This window comes from Lewinella sp., from assembly GCF_050633125.1.
Lineage (GTDB): Bacteria > Bacteroidota > Bacteroidia > Chitinophagales > Saprospiraceae > Lewinella.
On record NZ_JBOEFX010000003.1, the window covers coordinates 1 to 20,475 of the forward strand.

Consider the following 20,475-nt stretch of genomic DNA (forward strand, 5'->3'; position numbering starts at 1 on the left):
TGTATTTATACGAATGGAAGTTATGTGAGAGCGGCAGCTATCTCATGTAGCGTGGTAAACAAGCAAACTCCTATAGATTGAAATATGTTTTGTTTTTTATTTTTTAATTAAAAACATTTTATTAATTTAGTGCTCGTTATTCAACGCTAAAAAAACGCTTATGGCTCTCAAAAAAGACTACAAATTTGAAGAAGAACTGATTGATGCCGCAAATTATCATTTCGCCTTAGGGCACCCAGCCCGGGTTTTAATTATACAATTGTTATTACAGCGGTTCCAACTTTCCTTTAGTGTTTTAGCTCAAGTTATTCCTCTTAGCAAACCTACTGTTTCGCAACATATTAGTATCCTACGCCGATTCCATTTTATAGTGCCAGTTGAACTACCTGATGGTAACTCTGGCTATAAGTTAAATTTGGACGCACTAAAATCAGTTCAATCTTTGTGTAATGAGTTGGGCCTCAAAGCGGCCTAGTAGTCTAGCACCACAGCCTACCACACCTTGTCTTCGGACAAGTACTTTTGCACATAATCCTCAATTCCTTCTTCAAGGCTGTAGTACTCATTAGGATACCCTGCCTCGTGTAGCTTATTCATATCCGCTTCTGTAAAGTATTGGTAAGTGTTGCGGATGTCTATCGGCGTATCGATAAATGATAAATCTGGCACCAAGGCTTGCGCCTTGAAGGTGTTGGCTGCCAAGTCATAAAACGTTCGTGCTTTGCCGGTCCCTATGTTGTAAAGACCATTGGGAGCCGTATTTTGCCACAACCAGATCATCATTTTTACTACATCTTTTACATAGATAAAATCTCGGCTCTGTTCACCATCCTTGAAATCAGGGCGATGGCTACGAAATAGCTTCATGGCGCCGGTTTTCTGAATTTGCCGAAAGGTGTGAAAAATAACACTGGCCATGCGACCCTTGTGGTACTCATTAGGACCGTAAACATTGAAAAACTTGAGGCCGTGCCAGCGCCGTGGTTGTTGATCTTGCTGCAACGCCCATTTGTCGAAGTCATTTTTCGAGCGCCCGTAAGGGTTCAGTGGCGTCAATTTATCAATGACAGAGTGGTCATCTTGGTAGCCATGCTCACCGGCTCCGTAAGTAGCAGCACTACTGGCATAAATAAGTGGAATGTCATAGCGTTGGCAGCGCTCCCACACCTGTTGGGTGTAATGAAGGTTCAGCCGATCAAAAAGCGCTTCATCTTGCTCAGTCGTATCAGTGCGGGCACCGAGGTGAAAGATAACCTCTACATCTTTATGATTGGTATCCAGCCATGTAGGAAAAATATCCCGGTCAACTTTGGCGATAAACTGCTTGTCGGTCCAGTTGCGCAGCTTGTCTTCTCGACTGAAATCATCACTTAGAATCAGGTCTTCTCTGCCTTGTTCATTGAGGGCTGCTACCAAACAACTACCGATAAAACCTGCCGCTCCGGTTACTACGATCATACGATTTGCTTACTTTTTTGCAAAAATACAAAAGTAAGAATGAACCCTCGATTATAAGAGACTTGAAGCTGTTTTGGAGTGGTCCAAATTAAGCCCCCGAGCAAGCTCCCGTTGCCAATGTCTTTTAGATTGAAATGCTTTACATAAATAAGCAATTCCTTCTTCGAGCTTCAGCGTTCCACAAGTGAAAATATCAATAGCTGCATACTGATGTTCCGGCCAAGTATGAATAGTAAGATGGCTCTCCTGAATAACAACAACACCAGAAACACCATAAGGAGAGAAGGCATGAAACTGAGCATTAACGACTGTAGCCTCCATCCGCTCAGCAGCTTCAAGAAGAAATTTTTCTGCCTGTGCTGGTGCTTTTAGTAAATCAGCAGGGCAATCATAAAGCTCCAAAATAATATGGCGACCGAGCGCGCTGGGGTCATTTTTCATAAACAAAAATCTACTGGGACAAAGGCATCAGATTAAAATGACTTAGCTTTTCAGGAATAGCACAATTTACTGGATTTTTTCTTTGCGCCAAGTTTTCCACTCGTCGAGGTAGTAGTCGAGCAGTACTGGTTGATCCAAGCTATTAGTTCTTACTTCAGCAGGCGCGTTGATGTCTGGCGCAAACTCAAAATGGTGATCAAGGCGCCCAGCCTCCAGGTAGCGAGTGCTAACCCCGGAGGGTAGGGTAGGTGTGCCCAACGGCCGATCTGAAGCCAATACAAACCCCCATTCTCCAAAAGAAGGTACATAAATATGATAGGGCACTATCGTGGTATACCCGGTAGCTCGCAGCGTCTCTACAATACACCAATAGGCCTTTCGGGTATGAAAAGGGCTGCCGGCTTGCGTAGCAAAGATGCCCCCAGGAGCTAAGCTGTTTTTTGCCAATCGGAAAAAATAAGTACTATACAAACGAGCTACCGCTTCGTTGGAAGGGTCTGGCAGGTCCGCCAAAATGAGATCAAAAGTTGTTGTGTCAAAACGCAAAAAAAGTGAGGCATCCTGGGCTACCGTCTTCACCTTAGGGTGGGTCAATGCGCCTTCATTGACCTGTTTCAAACGCGGATGATGAATGCCTAAGTCAAAAACCCGTTGATCCAAATCTACAACTACAATCTCCTCCACACTAGGTAGTTTCAGTACTTCTCGGGCCAGCAGGCCTTCACCACCACCCAGAATGAGTACTCGCTTAGGTTGATGTAAGTAACCGGCGGGCAGCAACGCCAGCCCCTCGTGATAGCGATATTCATCGCGCGAAGAAAATTGAATAATCCGGTTGAGATACAGCCGCGTTTCGTCCTGGTTTTTGGTCAGCACAATTTGCTGATAAGGTGTCTGCTCAGCATGAATGATCGTATGAGAATAAGCTTGGCTTTCCCATTGCTGAAGTAGTCGTTGGCTATAAATAAGCAAAAACGCAAAAGCGATAATGATCAGGCCCGAAATAACCCAAATGCCCTTCTGCCCTTTATTGCTGGTAGCCGACCGAAAGTAGCTGTAAATGAAGAATCCCAAGGCAATGTTTAGTAATCCAAAACACACAGAAGTACGAAACAACCCGAAAAAGGGCAGCAAAAGGAAAGGAAACAACAGCGTTGCCGCCAAGGCCCCGATATAGTCCAAGGAAAGAACATTGGCAAGGTTCGCCTTCAGCGGATAGAATTTTTTCATAATTCGCGCCAACAGCGGGATCTCAAAACCCGTAAGCGTACCAATAACAGCCGTAAGCCCCAACATTAAGCCCTGGTATTGCCCCGCAGTGAGGTAGTGAAAAGAGCCGTACAAGATCGGTACACTCGCCCCTCCAACGAATCCCAGCCCCAGTTCAATCCAGATAAAACTCGTCAACAATTTTTTATCAATAAACTTTGATAGATAAGAACCCAGCCCCATCGCGGCCATATAAACACCAATGGTCAGGGAAAACTGCTTGACACTATCTCCGAGAAAATACGAACTCGTCGTTGAGATCAACAACTCATAAATGATGGAACATAATCCCGCCAAAAAAACCGCAATAATCAATGCCGATTTTTCAGAGAGTTGGAAAGGTTTTTTTTTCACAGCAGTCAGTTTTGAGCAATGCTAACGAATCACAAAAGTAGGGTTTATTAATCTTTCCCTATTCTTCCTATCTTTGAGAAAATAAATGGAAAGCGCTTTCTTTCCCGTCTTTCACATCAACCCTTTCTTATGTCTACTAAACGCTTAGTCCGTAACCTGTTTTTTGCGCTTATCGTCACTTCTTTCGGCATGGCCGCCCTGAGTAGCTGTGGCAGTAACGTTGAATACCAAGAGGAAGAAGTTCCTACCCAGGGCTTGATCACTACCGTTCAGGAAGTACAGCCAGATGAGTTTAAAATCGAAGATGAAGTACCGATTCCGGATACTTCCCAAAGTTTGATCATCGCCAAATACCTTGATGGTGGTATTGATACATTCACGCTCACCGAAGCTCGCCTCATGCAGTCACAAGGCACCTCCTCGCAAGGCAGTGGTATCATGCGTGCCGCTAGCTATGGCTTCTTTGGTTATATGATTGGCCGTAGTATGATGGGCGGCTTCCGACCATCGGCTAGTGCCTACAGAGACCCTAATACTTATAACAGGGTTAATAATTCTACGGGCAACACCATCCGCTCTACTGCCCAAAAAGTAAGCCGCCCTAGCAGTGGCAGCCGTTCTGGTTATGGTACCAGCCGCTCAAGCCGTTCTTATGGTGGATAATCGTTTGTTTCCTGCTCCCGCCCCTTCTCCGCGTTTTATGCGCCGGGAAGGGATGGAGTGGCTGTCCAGTGGCGAAAACGAAGACTATTTTGCGGATGAAATCATCGGCATCAGTGAGTCCGAGCAGCGAGCATGGGCACAGGCCGCACAGCACTGTTTCGAAGCTTTACGAAACACCGCTCAGCGAATAGCAAGAGATCAAAACTGGCGCGACTTGGGTATCCCCCATAATGCCCAGCGATTGGTGAAATACTCCATCGAAAACGAATTGGATGACTTTCTGGTCGGCCGCTTCGATTTTGCCGGAGGCTTCGGCGATTACCCGATCAAAATGCTGGAGTTTAATGCCGATACCTGCTCCCTGATCCCGGAAACCGCACATATACAGCGGCACCTCTGGGTAGAGATGCGTAAGAAAAAAGGCAGTGGCCCTTTCGATCCTCTACTCGTAGCACTTACCCGCCGATTTCAGCGCCTTTTGCAGCAGCATCCCGATAAAGAACCCACTTTATTGCTCTCGACTTTAGGATACGAAGAGGATTGGCTCAATGTTGAAGTTTTAGTAGAAGCAGCTAAAGCAGCGGGCTTCAAAGAAGTCCATAAAGTAGCCCTGGAAGCCGTGATTTTCGATCCCGAAAATGGCGTCTTCATAGAAATAGGCCCGGATCGTTTTATCCAGTTCGACTTTTGGTACAAAATGATCCCCTGGGAGTTTTTTGCCTATGAAGAACCCGAACTAATGGGCCTCCTCACGGACCTGGTAATGGAGGAAAAAGTCAAAATCATTAACCCTGCCTGGACCATGATTATGCAGTCCAAAGGTGTATTACCCCATGTTTTTAAGGACCATCCGCAAGAGCCATCCTTACTCAAAGCATCGTTTTCCTATACCGACTTTCCGGACGGCCGTTACGCTCGCAAACCCCTCTTCGGGCGCACTGGCGAGAATGTAGCCCTCTTTGATGGCCATGCCCGCCCAATGGCTGAAAACGATGGTGATTACAGCAATATGCCCCCCGTTTTTCAAGACCTGGCCAGCTTTGCCGTCGACGAAGATGGCCACCGCTACCAAGCCTCCGTTTTCTTTTGCGATCACCCCTGCGCCATTGGTATCCGCCGCCAAGACGACCTCATTATCGATGATGACGCCGAGTTTGTAGGCCATACGGTGCTATAAGAACCAAAGAGGATACACTTATTGATCTTTTGGGGCCGTAGCCATGCTGCGCGGGCTACCGCTTGTTCCGCTCTTAGTACTTGCTGCGCTGCGCACTACCGCTGCACCAGCTCGTCCTTGCGCCATCCTGGCACCGTGCTCCGGCCTAGCGGCCTGCGCACAAAGTATTTGCGGGCCACGGCCCGCCCATGTACCCCGCTGGCGGGGTCGGCTCGCAGAGACGGGGGTGGGTAGCCGCTCGGTCGGAGGTGGGGTGTCCATTCGACCAAAAATAAATTACTAAAGAGTGATTAACCTAATAAAAAGTAACGAAAAAATCTCCTTTAAGAGGCGCAAGTATGAGTACTATCCCTAGGTAGAGAGTACTACCTAACACCCAATTCAAAAGCTCCTTCCATTCAGGGAGGGCTGGGGTGGGTCTTGAAATCAGCCTTTGTTCGAATGAACAATAAAAGCTTACCTTTGCCCATTCATTTTAATTCCTTTCCAGTGCGCGCAAAGAAATCCTACGGCCAGCATTTTCTTACAAATGAGCAGTACGCTCAGCAAATTGCTGACGGGCTACAACTTACCGATCAGTATAATCAAGTATTAGAGATTGGCCCTGGTCAAGGTATGCTGACCAAGTATTTGCTTGAAAAAAATTATGAGCTCAAAGTCGTAGAAGCCGATCCAGATATGGTGGCTTACCTGCAAGCGCACTACCCACAATTGCCTGCCAGTAACATTATCTCCGCCAACTTCCTGCGCCTAAACCTGGAAGAAATCTTCACGGGCCCATTTGCAATTATTGGCAACTATCCTTACAACATCTCTTCCCAAATTCTCATAAAGACCATCGAGTATCGTGACCAGGTGCCCGAAATGGTTGGTATGTTTCAAAAGGAAGTTGCTGATCGTGTAGTCGCCGGACCGGGGAGCAAAACCTATGGTATTATTGGTGTTCTCGTTCAGGCCTTTTTTCATACAGAGTATATGTTTTCAGTAGGCAGAGGCAACTTCAACCCTCCTCCTAAAGTAAAATCAGCAGTGATTCGTTTAGTCCGACGTGAGGACCCCCTTGTTAGCAATGAGCTTTGGTCAGCCTTTCGGCAAACGGTGAAATTATCTTTTGGTCAACGCCGTAAAATGTTACGCAATTCGCTAAAAGGCGTTCTGTCCTCCGAGGAAATCCAAAACGAACGCTACCAGCTTCGCCCTGAACAAATTAGCGTAGAAGCATTCGTAGAAATCGCCGAAAAAGTCCTCGAACAAAGAAAAACCAAGGAAGATTAATCAAAGTCGGAAAGCGGAAGTGGAAAGTATTCGGTACCCCAATGTTTAGCCCCTTACACTTTTACACCTAGGCTGTACAATTTGCTGTGTTTTACCCGTGACGTTTTTTAGCTCTTTAGTTATTAGCTGGAGAGTTAGACATCGCGGCTGTCAACCAGGTTTCGCGGGCTTCAGTCCGCATTTCGATAGGAGAGAAAACCCATGCGGACTAAAGCCCGCGGAACCTGGGTATACCATCAGATTGAACAGCCTACTTTTACACCCTTACACTTTTACACCATTACACTCATCTAACGTTTACACCTCGGTACTTCCGACTTCCCACTTCCCACTTCCTAAATCTCCTTCACCACCTCCTCAATAGGAAACCGATAACGATCGCTATACACGCCCCCTTCCTCCGCAGGGCCGGTAGCGATCACCATATTGATCTCTGCTTTGCGGGGTAGCTTTAACAATCGTTTTAGGCGTTTTTCATCAAACCCCTCCATAGGGCAAGTAGCGTAGCCTTCCGCCTGCATACTGAGCATAAAAGTCTGAGCAGCCAGTGCCGCACTTTTGTGGGTAATGATCCTGGAGTTGGCACTACCACTCCATCGTACCATCGGGCCTTGCCAGCTTTTAAATTGAACGATCAGCGTACGTACAAGCGTCATGAAACCAAAAGGGTCATTCATGTACAACAGTGGAATATTACGCTTATAGTACTCTATGGCACGGCGGTCCCTTTTCGTGAGCGGGTCAGAAAAACTTTCGTGCATATGTGCTAAAACCCGCTGGCTGTTTTCTCTCCATTTATCACCTCTACATACAACTACCACCAGTTCGTGGGCAGTACGAGCAGCACCCTGATTCATACACAAGCGGGCGACTTCCGCCCTGGTGGCCGCGGTTCTGATCCTGTAAAATTCCCAAGTTTGCAAGTTACTGCTGTTAGGGGCCAGTACCGCACGGGCCAAACTACGGGCTACAGCATCAGAATCGAAGGAAGCGTTTTCTTTATATTTCCTTACCGCCCTACGGGCAGTTACAATTTTGTCAAATACTTCGGCAGCCTGGTTCATGATCAACATTTATTTTTCTGACCTAAAGGTAAACTTCATGTCTTGTGGAAGATATTTTTTTTAGCTTTAGTTTATGAATAAGAAGGGTTACACGAAGTTTTGGAAGAAGATTGGTCAAACTGACCCCTACTTTGGTGTGCTTACTCATCCGGAATACCGGAGTAGCAACTTGAATGCTACTACTAAGGAGGCTTTCTTTGCTTCAGGGAAAAAGAGTGTGGATACTAAGATGAGGCGGTTGGATGAAATTTGGCCATTAGAAGATAGGAAATTTTCTAATGCATTGGATTTTGGCTGTGGAACCGGTCGACTTAGTTTAGCCCTCTGTTCATATTATGAACAGGTCACCGGAGTTGATGTATCCGAAGCAATGCTAGCTGAAGCAGAAAAGAATAAACACGAACAAAATATTTCCAATGTTACTTTTGTGAATATTCCAGATTGCCCTCCTTTTCTAAAAGATAAATATGATTTAATCTATTCCGAAATGGTATTTCAACATATCCCCGCCGATAGAGGAATGCTAATTTTAGATCACTTGCTGGATCACCTTCTTCCTGGAGGTTATGCCTTTATACAATTGACCTACAATAACCTTAGTACTTCAAGAGAAAATCGGATGCGAAAAATAATATTTACGTTTCCTCGCTTAGGACGACTATTGACCGGCTCTAAAGATTATTTTTTCCCAATGTTTGATTACGACCTTAATAAGGTATTTACTCTTTTTCAGAAGCATGATATCCACCAAGTACATCAAAATTTTGGCAGCTCGGGTAATCACCAGTTTGTTAGACTCTACCTCAATAAGAGACCATGAACTTGATGATTCTAGGGGGCTTATTCTTTGAAAAACACTGTGCTCTGTCGCTCTCTATTCACGTGTAATTGCGTAATGTCAGGCCGTGAGTAATGCCCTGCCGGATCAAAGTTTTGCCGCTCTTCTCGTACTTTGGCATGATCAATTGTGGCAATCTGCAAGCATTCTTCCTTGGTGATCGGTTCCAAAAGCCAGCTTCCGTCAGGATTAGCAATACAAGAGCCACCATCAGCCATCCAGGAAGGAGCTTTGTCCCGTAGAAGATCAGCATGTGGTATTCCTGCTGGAATATCACTTGCCCGCATCAATCCGCTTACAGAAATAACGTAAGAGCGCCCCTCACGGGCTAGAAACCGAGTTAGAATTTCCGTATTACGCACGCTTCCGGGCCAAATAGCTACGTGTAAGTCTTCTCCCAATCCATACAAGGCTGCTCGTGGAAGCGGCATCCAATTCTCCCAGCAGTTGAGTCCTCCAAGAGTGAATTTCCCTAAAGGAAAAGTCCTCAAGCCATGTCCATCTCCGGGCGACCAGCTCAAGCGTTCTTCGTAAGTAGGCTGTAGTTTACGGTGTATATTCGCAATTTCACCTTTAGGAGTAATGTAGACTAACGAACAATATACACTATGCCCTCCTCGGTCAGTAGGACGTTCTACCACGCCTAGTATTAGTGCCATCTGATAGGCACGGGCAGCTTGGCAAAAAGCATCGAGGTCACCTCGCTCGATTTGAATAGCTTCTTCCAGGTAGTGGGCGTGCATTTCCTTTTGAAAGGAAGAATTGAATCGGGCACCATCAGTAAAGTCTATCCAAAAGGGGTAGCCCGGTAATAAGGTCTCTCCAAAAATCAATAACTGGCAACCTTGTTCGCCTGCCTGTTGCACATACGTTAGCATTTTGTCAATGGTTGCCTGCCGCTGTAGCCATACCGGCGCTATTTGGGCAAACCCTACCTTTAATTTATCTTCTTTCATCACACTTCAAATTTTAACTAACCATCAACCATCTAACCTATTCATTCAGCGTAATCTTAATGTCAACCCGCCGGTTGAAGGCCCGTGTCCGGTCATTTACAATAGTCCCTTTACCTTCGATGTGGATATCGTCTACTTCAATGCCTCTACTGAGTAAAAAAACTGCCACCTTCTTAGCGCGTTGCTCAGACAGTGCCAGGTTGTAAGACTGTTCCCCGATATCATCGGAGTAGCCAACAATTTCTACGGTTTTTACCTGTTTGCTTTTAAGGTTTTCTACCAGTGCTTCCATGCTTTCGAGTTCACCCTGGCTTAAGTCTGCACTGTCAAAACCAAAGAGGATATGGTGCTCCAGCGTAATGTTTTTAGGAATACTTCTAGGCGTGACGTCTTGAAGTTGTGATTCTGCTTCCAATTCGGCAAGAAAACTAAACTTGGGTTGTAGAAACAGATTGAGGTTGAAAAAAGAACGATTTTCCCAAGGAGGAATGAAAAACTGATTATGATAAGGGCGATACTCCTCCGCCATAATTTGAAAATCGAGAGTTTCTTCTGCCCCCGCACAAAGAAAAAATCTCCCCTCAGCATCTGTTTCAATAGGGCTAAGCCGGCCATTAATCGTTACTGTCGCTTGCACAGGGCTAAGTAAGACAGAGTCTTTTACGATACCTTCGACGAAAGTAATGGGCTCTCCGTACAATTGTTCTGAAAGTTCAAAACGGTAAACATCCATTCCGCCGATTCCTCCTGGCCTATTACTGGCAAAGAAGCCTGTTTTGCCGCTGGCCGATAGATAAAAACCCAATTCCCGATGAGGCCCGTTTACAGGAGGCCCAAGGTTAATAGGAATACTCCACCGCTTCTGGCGTTCGTCCCACCAACTCATGAAAATGTCTTGTTCTCCAAGTCCTAAATGACCAGTACTTGAAAAATAGAGGGTTTTTCCGTCGTTAGAAATAAAAGGAGCTTCTTCATCTCCTGGTGTATTCAGTGGTACGCCTAGGTTGACCGGTAAGCTCCAGTTGCCGTTGGCCAGTTTTTCGGTCATGTAAATATCGGTGCCGCCTACTCCTCCAGGCCGGTTGCTGGCAAAAAAGAGTTTACTCCCATCACAACTCACCGCCGCTTGCGATTCCCAGTAAACAGAATTGATGGGTGCCCCCAGTGGCGTGATGGCCTGTATTTCTGCACCGTCAATGAGGGCTTCCCATATATCACACGGGCCGGCAACGCTATCACGTTTGCAGGCTGTAAAAAAAAGCTGCCGACCATTGCGAACCAAGGTACTCATTCCTTCCGGCTGCTCCGTATTGAAATCTTTGATACGTTCACCATTGCGCCAAGTTCCATTGCGTAGTTGGCTATAATAGAGGTCCTCGTCACCATCTGCCCGCTGTCGGGTGTAGTAAAGCTGTTGTTGATCATTGGTGAGGAAAGGAAAATAGTCGTCAAAGCTACTATTAATGCCTTTGCCAAGGTTTTGAATCTCCGTGATATTGATGAACTTTACCGAGTCAATGGTCATCTGACAGGCACGAATATTGTTATTCAGGCGATCACTAATAACGAGTTCATCCGCCAATTCTTCCACACCGTGTAAGCCAAATTCTTCAACAGGGATTTCTTGCAGTTCTTTAAAGGTTTTAAAATAACGGAGGGCCAGTTCAGGCTCCCCCATCTTGTAATAGGTATCTCCTAGTTCGAAATAAATCATCCGTGAGAACATACTGTCGGCTTTGAGAACCTGAATGTACTCATTCGCAGCTTCGGGGTATTGTCCTAATAAAACGTGGCATTGGCCTATCATTCGGTGAGCGACGGTTAGCGTTTCTTGTTCTCGGAGTGCTTTCCGGAAATGTCGGATAGCTGTGGCGAAGTCCTTACCCAATAAAGCTGATTGGCCATCCTGGAAATGAGCTGCGGCCATGCTTCCCGAAGTGGGTTCGTAGCCTTGACTGTAGAGTAGGGGAGTACAGGAAAAGAAGCAAAATAGAAGAATAAGATAATAGTTCATGGGGGTACCTTGATTAAGGAGCAGCACAAAATAAGTAGGGCTATCGTTTTTCAAAAAGCTGGATAAGCGGTTCATTTTAAGCGTGTCGGCTATTTGAAAAACCACAAAGATGACTCAACTTATTTTTTGCGCAATACTAAAGACGGTAAAAATAAGATTTATACGCCTTGGGTGTACGGCTTAATTACGGTACGGTAATTCCCAATATTTCTTGGTTTTATCAAAATTAGAAGAATTTTCATTGGATGAAGCTTTGTTCCTACAATTGAAATTCGCTATTGTTGATCTATATTGATAAAATAAAGTGATTTATCATCCAGGTTGGTTAAAAAAGTATCAGTTTTTGTCAAAATACTGGTAGTATTCACATCCTTTTCGCTGTACTTTTGTTATAAATAACCAACTTAGTGTTAAAAGCACACGATTGGTGTTTAGACCAAATGACAATAACATGAACAATCAAAATATTTTAAAACACAAGCTAGCAGTCTTTTTATTTGTGCTAGCCAGTCTGCCACTTATGTTGGCAGCTAATCATTTACCTGACTTCCTAATTATCAATGCTGGTTTGGGAAAACAGTTCGGATTAAAAGTAGAAGGATTAGATCACGCTCAAGCTGATTTTTCTGTGAAATCTACGAAGGGCGAAGTTTTGCTCTGCCAGAAAATTTCCGGGACAGATTACCAAGGTTTATACAGCTTAGAAGCATTGAGGGAGGGGGACTATGTTTTTATTTTGAAAATGAATTCTAGTGAAATCCGCCAACCTGTTAAGCTAACCAAGCGCGCAATTCAATATCAGCTAAGCCAGCGCCAGGTGATCTTTTATCCAGAAGTCACGCTAAAAGGGAGACAATTGGATGTCAATTATAGAAATCCAGGGAAAGACGATTTCACACTTAATTTATTAACGGCAAGCGGCGATATTCTTTACGAGGAAACGATAAATGGCTTGGAAGACATTGAAAAGCGGATGAATCTTTTGCAAGTGCCGCGTGGAGAATACATATTGAGAATACTAACTTCTTCAGCAGAATGGACAGAAGTGCTGGAGTTGCGCTAAAATATTTATTTCGACTTTAAGCTTTTTACAAGGCGCAACAGGAGACTGTTGCGTCTTTTTTATTCACGGGTATATAAAAATCTAGGGCTCTTTGCATCGCAAAGAGCCCTGAGACAAAAAGTGCATTAGTAAACTTTCGTTGCAAAAATAGTTATTAATTGCAAAAACCGTTAAACAAATTAGATTTTTTGGCAGCGATACACTATTAATTATATTCGAAAAAGCGATTTTGTTTAACAAGGTGTCGGTGATAAGTCGCTTTTTTATTCAACCTATTGGGCTGATTTACTGTTGTTAAGCGTAAATAACGCTGTGATGAAAAGATCATTTTATTTGCTAGGGATAGCTGCACTTTATGCTATGATTTTCTCTTGTGAAACCCCGCCAAAAGGCAATGTAGAAACGGTAAATACTGCTACCGTTAGCCCGACTCCTTTGCCTTTAGCCTCTTCTGCTTTTGAAAAATCCAGTGTTACATTAGATAAATATTGGTACCAAGGCAAAGGAGAGTTGAATGTTTATGAGTTAGAACAAAACCGTTACCAGGGAATTCATCCAGGTGAAGCACTACTTATTTTCGTTACAGAAGACTTTCTGACGGACAAGCAAGTGAAAAATGATAGTTACAAGGATCCCAATTCAACGGCTATCCTGAAGATGAATGGTATCACTCGCTTTACCACAGGGATTTACGATTATTCTATTATGACTTCAGTGTTTACCCCCGTAAAGACAAAAGATTTTTCACGGACACTAAAAGTTACCCAGTCTGCCCAAGACTGGTGTGGTCAGGTTTTTAGTCAGATTAATTTGCAAAATGAACAATACCAATATAAGTTGTTTTCCTATTTTGAATCTGAAGGAGATGAACAGAAAGAAGCCGCTGCAAATTTTCTAGAGGATGAGGTGATGAATAGGATAAGAATGGATTATAGCAGCCTACCTGTGAGGGATGGCTTGAAGATTATACCAGGACTTACCTTTCTTCGGTTACGACACCAGCCATACCAAGCTTACACCGCGAATGCAAGTTTGAAAGATTATGCAGGAACAGAATTTTCCGGAGAAGCACTTAAAGTTTATACGATTGAGTATCCAGAATTTAAAAGAACCTTGAATATCGTTTTTTCTTCAGTTGCACCTTATTATATAGAGGGTTGGACAGATGAATACCCTAGTGCATTTGATGGTAAGCTGAGAACCACAAAAGCAACGCGTCAAAAAACAACCCAAGATGACTATTGGTCAAAAAACAGGTCTACAGCGGCTAACGCTTCGCTAAGAAATGAATTAGGCTGGGATTGAAATTCAAATTGATTGGGAAAATCAATAGATGGTCTGGCCAGGAGTATTTTTGACTAAAATGTTGATTATTATATTGATAATGACTAAGAATAGTTAGTTCCTGGTTTAAGAGGTAGGTGTTTGTAGAATTATGTTTTCCCTTCTGAATTGAGGTAAGTTTAATTTTTAAAGCGTATTTTTGCCGAAAATCGCATTTTATACGAAGTATTTCGTGTAAAAAATGCGATTTTTATGACAGTTTTAATGTATTTAAAGATGGCATCCCTTACGTTCTACGTCCCCCAGAAGAATAGCATTTTGTTTTAGGAGAAAAATGCTAAATGGTTGTTTTAGTGAGGGGTGCAGCAAACTAACACACACATGGCTAATTTAAAGCTTGCCAGCAGCGACATCAAACAGCTGCTTGCTAATTTCGAATCGCGTCAGCGTCAGCTACAATTCGAACTTGATCATACTAAGAGTATGGTCAAAAAATTAAAATCTACCCTTCCTGCGATTGAACAAATTGAAGCAGAACAAGCTGCTTTGTTAGCAGAAGTTGAAGGAGAATTGGAAGTGGTGAATATTCCTGCACCAGTTGCTAAATCCGGAGCAAAACGCCGTGGTCGCCCTGCAGGAGTGAAGACTGGAACAGCACCGGTAAAACGTACTCCGAAAGCAGGAGGAAAGAAAGCGAAGAAAGAAAGAGCCTCTGGCTATCGCTTGTCAGAATATGATGAACTCGTTTTCAAGGCACTACGTGAGACTAACCACGCGATGATAAATACCCAAATTGTGGCGTTTATTGAGGCTGATAAAGCTGCTCAAGGCGAGCATCCTGGTACAGATGAGATACAGAAAATGGTGGTGAGAAGTTTACAGAAATTGGCTAATCGCCGCGATGATATAAGGAAAACACCCTATGAAGGACGTGGTATGGCTTATGCACTTCCTGAGTGGCTTAATGGAAAAGGTGTTATAAAAAAGAAGCACGCCCACAAAGAATAATATTTATTTTTCCAGGGTTTTTGATAGACTTTTTTGGCGGGATTTTGTTTCGCTAAAAAAGTCTATTGATTTTATAGCTTATTTGGCTAGTTGTATTCACCTATATACTTTCAATATTATGCGCTTATTTTTCTTTTTGACGGTGTTTGTTTTTCTGGCCTCTTCCATAAGCTCTAAAGCCCAACACACCTTCCCTTATCAATTAAGTAACCAGGTAGATTTTCCTCTTTTAGGAACGGGGATTTTGACAACTGGTGTCGCCATTTACCTTGATCGCAGGGTCGAACCCCTGCTAGAAGAACAAATTGGAATTTTAGAAATTGACAGGATATTGGGTTTTGATCGTTACTCCATCCGTCATTATTCTAATGCTGGTCACCAGTTGAGTAATGTAACGGCACTAAGCTCCATTGCTTTTCCTTTTGCTTTACTCTTGGATAAAGAGAACCGTGAACATAGTGGAGAGTTACTTCTCATTACCTTAGAAGGGGCATTAATCAATGCCGGCTTAATTAACCTTACCAAGACGGTCGTTCGCCGACCAAGACCCTTTGTTTATAACGGATCTGCTCCGCTGGAATTAAAATTAAAACAAGAAGCTCGGTATTCTTTTTTTTCAGGGCATACAGCAGTTTCTTCCTATTTTACCTTTGCAGGTGCCCAAATGTATAATGATATTTATCCTGATAGCCGTTACAAGTCTACTGTTTGGGTTACGGCTGCCGTTTTACCGCTAATAACGGGCTATGGAAGAATGCGGGCAGGCAAACATTTTCCTTCCGATGTATTGGTCGGTTACGGTGTTGGTGCCTTGTTGGGGGTTTTAGTCCCACGCCTTCATCGCTTGTAAAAGTACCATCCCTGTTATACTTTCGTTAATCTAGTTTAGGGTTCTTGGTCAATATCCAATAACCTGTAGATTTACGCAGTTATATTGTGGCGTCTAAAGTAAAGCGGTAATAAATTGATCCGCTGAATGATCTATTATGCCTCTTAACCAAACAAAAATAGGCTGGGCAACTGCCGCTGCGATTGTCGTGGCCAATATGGTCGGTACCGGAGTGTTTACCACACTGGGGTTTCAATTGGCTAGTTTGCAGGATATGGGCGCCATCCTTTTACTTTGGGTTATTGGAGGAGTGGTTGCATTGGCAGGAGCATTTACCTACGCGGAAATAGCTACACGATTACCTAAGTCAGGAGGGGAATACCACTTCCTTTCCCGAATTTACCACCCTTTTCTTGGTTATTTATCTGGCTGGGTAAGTATCACCGTTGGTTTTGCTGCAGCAATTGCATTGGCGGCAATGGCTATAGGCAGCTATGTGGCAAAATTTCTAGGCTGGTCTGGTCCTTCTGTGGCCATGTTGTCGATCCTTTTTGTTGCGCTGGTTCATTCATTTGATATCAAACAAAGTAGTAGGTTTCAAAATATTCTTACGGGAATGAAAGTCTTACTCGTATTGGTACTCATTGTCAGTGGTTTCTTGTTGCCAGCCGCCGTAGGTAGTCCATTTAGTACCGTAGAAGGATTTTCCTTTTCCTGGTCATCAATGATAGAACCGATTTATGCAGTCTCATTGGTGTATGTTATTTATGCTTTTTCAGGCTGGAATGCTGCTGCTTATCTAACGGATGAAATCAAAAATCCCCAAAAAAATCTACCAAAAGCCCTGTTGGGAGGGACATTGTTAGTCAGTTTACTTTTTATTCTTTTACAGGTGGCCTTCCTCCGGCAAGCTCCGCCAAGTCTATTGGCTGGGAAGGTCGAAGTTGGGCAGGTCGTTGCAGAATTAATGTATGGAAAGACGGGAGGCCGCATTGTTAGTTTTCTTATTGCAGGCTTGTTGATCGCCGGGATTAGCGCCATGATTTGGGTCGGTTCACGCGTAACCCGTGCGATGGCTGGTGATTACCAGATGTGGAAGTTTTTTGCCCGTGATAATGAAACAGGAGTACCCGTGCGTGCAATTTGGTTGCAGGCAGGAATCTCCGTTTTTCTCGTAACCACCAGTTCCTTTGAGCAAGTCTTGCTTTACAGTGGTTTCGTTCTTCAATTGTTCACTATCCTTACGGTGGTCGGGTTATTTATTTTGCGGCGGCGCAAAATAGGGGAGACCAACTGCTGGCGAGGTCCTCTTTATCCTTGGGTGCAAATTATCTTCTTGTTTTTTAATGTTATCGTGCTATTGTTTCTGTTAATTGACAAGCCCTTTGAAAGCCTATTAGGGATGCTCAATCTAGCTGCTGGAGCCCTTTCTTTTGCCTGGGAAAAATGGCGGTATAAACCGGCAAGTGCAGTACCTGAATCTTCAGAAACTAACAAGTCAAGGACAGTAGATAAGCATCCAAAGGCATCGTCTAAAAAGGTGAATACCTAAAAGGGGGACTGTGTTGTAATGACACTCTCCTCTTTAGAACAGCTACTTTGAGCCGCTATGTCTTTATTATTCCTCAATGATTATTTTCCTGGTCAAACGTTGTCCGTCTTGGTCGATGAGGGATAACTGATGTGTGCCCGGCGAAGGCTGCAACTCTAAGGTGTGCAATTGCCGAGTAGTAGCTATATATTGCCCATCAAGATGCCAGTGGATAATAGCATCTGATTGACGATGTGCTACTGAGAAAATGACTGCTTCAGCTTCTCCCTGCCAATTTCGAGGAATACTTATTCTGGTGGTCTGAGTAGGATAAATCCACTGCATTCGTTGCGTATTCTCAGAGGTCGGGCGGCAATTGTCCCTCCAGGGAGGGAGCGGCATATATGCTGGGTGATGTTGGCGATAATAGTAGGCTTGCAAGGAAGGTAGCACAAACCAAGCCGTTGGATGAGCGATTTCAGACTGCTCCAGGCATTGCTGATTTACCCTTAATTTATCTTGGTCCAGGTGAATGAGCTCGTGTAGATTACAGAGCTGTCCGCCGCTAAGCCTTACAGGTATTGAGACACTGTCGGCGGGACAGTAAGTCCTAGCTAGCATGCCACTTTGATGACAAACCACGGCAGGCGTCAGATCGTTAAATGGTGTTTCAAACCACCCATTTGAAGATCGCGGGAGTAATTGACGAGCAGCAAATAATAAAGGAGCTGCCGCCTGGACCCCCACTAAGCCAGGCCGCCCCTCCCCATCGGCATTGCCGACCCATACGCCGATGGTGTAGTCGGGGTCGAGGCCTACAGCCCAAGCGTCCCGAAAACCAAAACTGGTACCTGTTTTCCAGGCCATCTGGTTGCTAGAACTGAAGGCCTCCCAATCTCCTTCGCTATCTGGCCGTTCCAAATTTTCAAGGGCTTGGATAGTGGCCCAAGCCGCACCAGCACCTATCTGACCAGGTGCATTTTGTAGTGAAGGAGCAGGAGCAGTTTGTTGGCGGATAAGGTAATCAGGCAAGCGCCAGTCTTCGGGGGCGTATTGCCCTTGATAAGCCTGCTGGTGGAGGAGCAGTCTTCCCAAGCTACTGTACCAAGCTGTTGCTTGCCATAGACTTACTTCACAACCTCCAAGGATCAGTGATAGGCCATAGTGGTCAGGTTCTTGGGTAATATGGTCAAATTGCCAGGCTTGGAGCGCATTATGAAAAGGAGCTACACCGTAGTTTTTTAATAAATGCACAAACGGAATATTAAGTGAACGTGCCAGTGCCTGATGTGCAGGGACAGCTCCTGCGTAGGATTCGTGGAAGTTCTCTGGCCGGAAACCACCGAATACGGAAGGAATATCCGGTAAAAGCTCTTGAGGAAGGATAACTCCCTGTTGGACAGCTAAACTGTAAAGTAGTGGTTTGAGCAAACTTCCGGGGCTGCGTCGTGCTTGAATCAAATCAACCTGTGGGCTATGTTCTTCAGCAAGTGTGGACATATTTCCTAAATAAGCAACTACTTGACCGCTTTCAGTATTCATAATAAGCACTGCCAAATTGTGGATGCCGTTGCCTGCGAGCCGTTGCTGCTGTTGTTGAGCTAACCGGATGAGCCGTTGTTGCAAGCGGCCATCGATACTAACGACCCAGCGGCCAGGGCCATTCGTCGCTCTGATATGTTGCAGTAAATGAGGCGTCAATGAAGGGAGTGGTAAAGGTGCACCAGGAAGAGGTTCGCTAATGGCTAGTTCATAGGATTGTTGATCTAATTCACCTAGCGCTACTAAATTGGCCAAGAGTCTATTTCTCTTTTGAGTCAATGCTTCGCGGTTGCGACCAGGATGAATAAGGGCCGGGCTGTTAGGTAGTACTGCTAATGTGGCAGCTTCGGCCCAGCTGAGTAAGATAGCGGCTTTGCCGTAATAACGCCAGCTTGCAGCTTCTAAGCCTACAACATTGCCTCCAAAAGGAGCATTATCTGCCCAGTACTGTAAAATGTCTTTTTTTGAATAAGCAACTTCTAATCGTAGGGCAAGTAGTATTTCCAGAATTTTATGACCAATAGTTCTTGGAGGGTTACCTTTGGACAAGCGTATCACCTGCATACTAATGGTGCTCGCACCACTGACAATACGGCCAGCACGAATGTTTTGACGACTAGCCCGTATCAGTGCCCGAAAATCTACGCCCGGATGTTGCCAGAAGCGTCGATCTTCGAATGCCAGTAGGCAAACTTGGAATTTTGTAGGCAAACTATCAACGGAAGGAAATCGCCACTGGCCATCACTGGCAATCTGTGCGCTAAGGAGGTTTCCCTGAGGGTCTTCAATGACTGTCGCTAAAGGGAGATTGAATAAAGGGCGAGGTAATGCAAATAGCCACCAGAGGAAGAATAATATCAGTAAAACAGATACCCCTTTTAAAAAAACAGACTTTTTTTTCATGATAATTAGCACTTGCCCTAATTAAAATGCTAAAAACGGCATAAATATCTGACAATTAGAAAAAAAGTGGCGCGGTATTTAAATAAAGCTTACCTTTACGGGGATTTGAAAATCGAAAACCCTATAAGTGGGTTTGTTGGAATTTTATCTGCCCATCTTTTTGAGCCTATTTCTTTCCTCACTCAACTTTTTGGTCTTTCGTTTTTCCGGATTGAGCCAGATGAACTGGTTATTCAGTCCATTGCTTTTTACTTTTTTAATATTTTGTTGATGAATATTTTTGTTGCTAAATTAAATTACGCGACTACCGATGACGGGTTGCGTGAAGCTTTCGAAGCTTTCGGCGAGGTTACTTCTGCCAAAGTTATTATGGACCGTGAAACCGGTCGTTCTCGTGGATTCGGCTTTGTCGAAATGGCAAACGATGACGAAGGACGTGCGGCTATTGAAGATCTTGACGGATCTGAGATTGATGGCCGTGAAATCGCGGTTAAAGAATCTGAACCACGCGAGAAGCGCGGTGGCGGTGGCTACGGTCGCGGCGGCGGTGGTGGTGGCTACAACCGCGGTGGCGGTGGTGGCGGTTACAACCGTGGTGGCGGTGGTGGTGGCTACAACCGCGGTGGCGGTGGCTACGGCGGCGGCGATCGCTACTAGTCCTTTAATTAGGATTTAGAATAACATAACGCACGAATGCTTCGGTATTCGTGCGTTTTTTTTTGCCTCTCAGCCATACTTTTGAAAGAGCTCCTGCCTTTTCTGGTTATTTTTTGATTAATTTTGAGTGCTTGGCCTTATCTTGTGAG

The 20,475-nt window shown here is 44.6% G+C and carries 18 protein-coding genes; 11 read left to right on the top strand and 7 right to left on the bottom strand.

All coding sequences use genetic code 11. The annotated features are described in order from the left end of the window. Window positions 1–160: 160 nt before the first annotated feature. Window positions 161–475, top strand: coding sequence for an ArsR/SmtB family transcription factor (locus ACRBG0_RS00520; protein ID WP_431484978.1), 315 nt, complete (start codon window positions 161–163; stop codon window positions 473–475). A gap of 17 nt (window positions 476–492) precedes the next feature. On the opposite strand, the gene rfaD is transcribed toward ACRBG0_RS00520, so the two are convergent. The 3 genes from rfaD to ACRBG0_RS00535 all read right to left on the bottom strand — a co-directional run bounded on the left by rfaD (window position 493) and on the right by ACRBG0_RS00535 (window position 3,522). Then, on the bottom strand, window positions 493–1,458 hold the full coding sequence (rfaD, locus tag ACRBG0_RS00525) for an ADP-glyceromanno-heptose 6-epimerase (protein ID WP_431484979.1): 966 nt from the start codon (window positions 1,456–1,458) through the stop codon (window positions 493–495). A 51-nt stretch (window positions 1,459–1,509) separates the two neighbouring features. Then, the gene (gene speD, locus ACRBG0_RS00530; protein ID WP_431484980.1) at window positions 1,510–1,899 is read right to left on the bottom strand and encodes an adenosylmethionine decarboxylase; all 390 of its coding nucleotides are present in this window, start codon (window positions 1,897–1,899) and stop codon (window positions 1,510–1,512) included. Window positions 1,900–1,965: 66 nt separating this feature from the next. Further along, entirely contained in the window at window positions 1,966–3,522 is a 1,557-nt protein-coding gene (locus tag ACRBG0_RS00535) for a polyamine aminopropyltransferase (protein ID WP_431484981.1), read from the bottom strand. Between the two features lie 129 nt (window positions 3,523–3,651). On the opposite strand from ACRBG0_RS00535, the gene ACRBG0_RS00540 reads away from it, so the two are divergent. From ACRBG0_RS00540 to rsmA, 3 genes are all read left to right on the top strand, one after another. Further along, complete coding sequence (locus ACRBG0_RS00540; protein WP_431484982.1) at window positions 3,652–4,185, top strand: hypothetical protein; 534 nt, start codon at window positions 3,652–3,654, stop codon at window positions 4,183–4,185. Further along, window positions 4,175–5,362: a glutathionylspermidine synthase family protein gene (locus ACRBG0_RS00545; protein ID WP_431484983.1), complete on the top strand. Its 1,188-nt coding sequence runs from the start codon at window positions 4,175–4,177 to the stop codon at window positions 5,360–5,362. The genes ACRBG0_RS00540 and ACRBG0_RS00545 overlap by 11 nt, the downstream gene beginning before the upstream one ends. A gap of 441 nt (window positions 5,363–5,803) precedes the next feature. Continuing rightward, window positions 5,804–6,637: a 16S rRNA (adenine(1518)-N(6)/adenine(1519)-N(6))-dimethyltransferase RsmA gene (gene rsmA, locus ACRBG0_RS00550; RefSeq protein WP_431484984.1), complete on the top strand. Its 834-nt coding sequence runs from the start codon at window positions 5,804–5,806 to the stop codon at window positions 6,635–6,637. A 335-nt stretch (window positions 6,638–6,972) separates the two neighbouring features. Here the strand turns inward: rsmA and ACRBG0_RS00555 are convergent, their stop codons facing one another. Beyond that, entirely contained in the window at window positions 6,973–7,710 is a 738-nt protein-coding gene (locus ACRBG0_RS00555) for a nitroreductase family protein (RefSeq protein WP_431484985.1), read from the bottom strand. Between the two features lie 64 nt (window positions 7,711–7,774). On the opposite strand from ACRBG0_RS00555, the gene ACRBG0_RS00560 reads away from it, so the two are divergent. Beyond that, window positions 7,775–8,521 (top strand): class I SAM-dependent methyltransferase, encoded by a 747-nt coding sequence (locus ACRBG0_RS00560; RefSeq protein ID WP_431484986.1) that lies wholly within the window; start codon window positions 7,775–7,777, stop codon window positions 8,519–8,521. Window positions 8,522–8,541: 20 nt separating this feature from the next. Here the strand turns inward: ACRBG0_RS00560 and ACRBG0_RS00565 are convergent, their stop codons facing one another. Both ACRBG0_RS00565 and ACRBG0_RS00570 read right to left on the bottom strand, forming a co-directional pair. Beyond that, window positions 8,542–9,495, bottom strand: coding sequence for a carbon-nitrogen hydrolase family protein (locus ACRBG0_RS00565; protein WP_431484987.1), 954 nt, complete (start codon window positions 9,493–9,495; stop codon window positions 8,542–8,544). A gap of 37 nt (window positions 9,496–9,532) precedes the next feature. After that, window positions 9,533–11,584, bottom strand: a complete 2,052-nt coding sequence (locus tag ACRBG0_RS00570; RefSeq protein WP_431484988.1) for an OmpA family protein — start codon at window positions 11,582–11,584, stop codon at window positions 9,533–9,535. Between the two features lie 376 nt (window positions 11,585–11,960). Between ACRBG0_RS00570 and ACRBG0_RS00575 the strand changes: the two genes are divergently transcribed. From ACRBG0_RS00575 to ACRBG0_RS00595, 5 genes are all read left to right on the top strand, one after another. Further along, window positions 11,961–12,572, top strand: a complete 612-nt coding sequence (locus tag ACRBG0_RS00575; protein WP_431484989.1) for a hypothetical protein — start codon at window positions 11,961–11,963, stop codon at window positions 12,570–12,572. 315 nt (window positions 12,573–12,887) lie between these two features. Next, window positions 12,888–13,877 carry a hypothetical protein gene (locus tag ACRBG0_RS00580; protein WP_431484990.1) on the top strand — a complete coding sequence of 330 codons (990 nt, stop codon included), beginning with the start codon at window positions 12,888–12,890 and terminating at the stop codon, window positions 13,875–13,877. Window positions 13,878–14,237: 360 nt separating this feature from the next. Further along, a complete protein-coding gene (locus ACRBG0_RS00585) occupies window positions 14,238–14,864 on the top strand; it encodes a hypothetical protein (RefSeq protein ID WP_431484991.1) in 627 nt (208 codons plus the stop codon). A 118-nt stretch (window positions 14,865–14,982) separates the two neighbouring features. Then, window positions 14,983–15,714 (top strand): phosphatase PAP2 family protein, encoded by a 732-nt coding sequence (locus tag ACRBG0_RS00590; RefSeq protein WP_431484992.1) that lies wholly within the window; start codon window positions 14,983–14,985, stop codon window positions 15,712–15,714. 136 nt (window positions 15,715–15,850) lie between these two features. Next, on the top strand, window positions 15,851–17,245 hold the full coding sequence (locus tag ACRBG0_RS00595; RefSeq protein WP_431484993.1) for an APC family permease: 1,395 nt from the start codon (window positions 15,851–15,853) through the stop codon (window positions 17,243–17,245). 66 nt (window positions 17,246–17,311) lie between these two features. Here ACRBG0_RS00595 and pbpC read toward each other — a convergent pair whose 3' ends face one another. Then, window positions 17,312–19,669, bottom strand: a complete 2,358-nt coding sequence (gene pbpC, locus ACRBG0_RS00600; protein ID WP_431484994.1) for a penicillin-binding protein 1C — start codon at window positions 19,667–19,669, stop codon at window positions 17,312–17,314. A 66-nt stretch (window positions 19,670–19,735) separates the two neighbouring features. On the opposite strand from pbpC, the gene ACRBG0_RS00605 reads away from it, so the two are divergent. Beyond that, window positions 19,736–20,326, top strand: a complete 591-nt coding sequence (locus ACRBG0_RS00605; RefSeq protein WP_431484995.1) for an RNA recognition motif domain-containing protein — start codon at window positions 19,736–19,738, stop codon at window positions 20,324–20,326. Window positions 20,327–20,475: the final 149 nt, after the last annotated feature.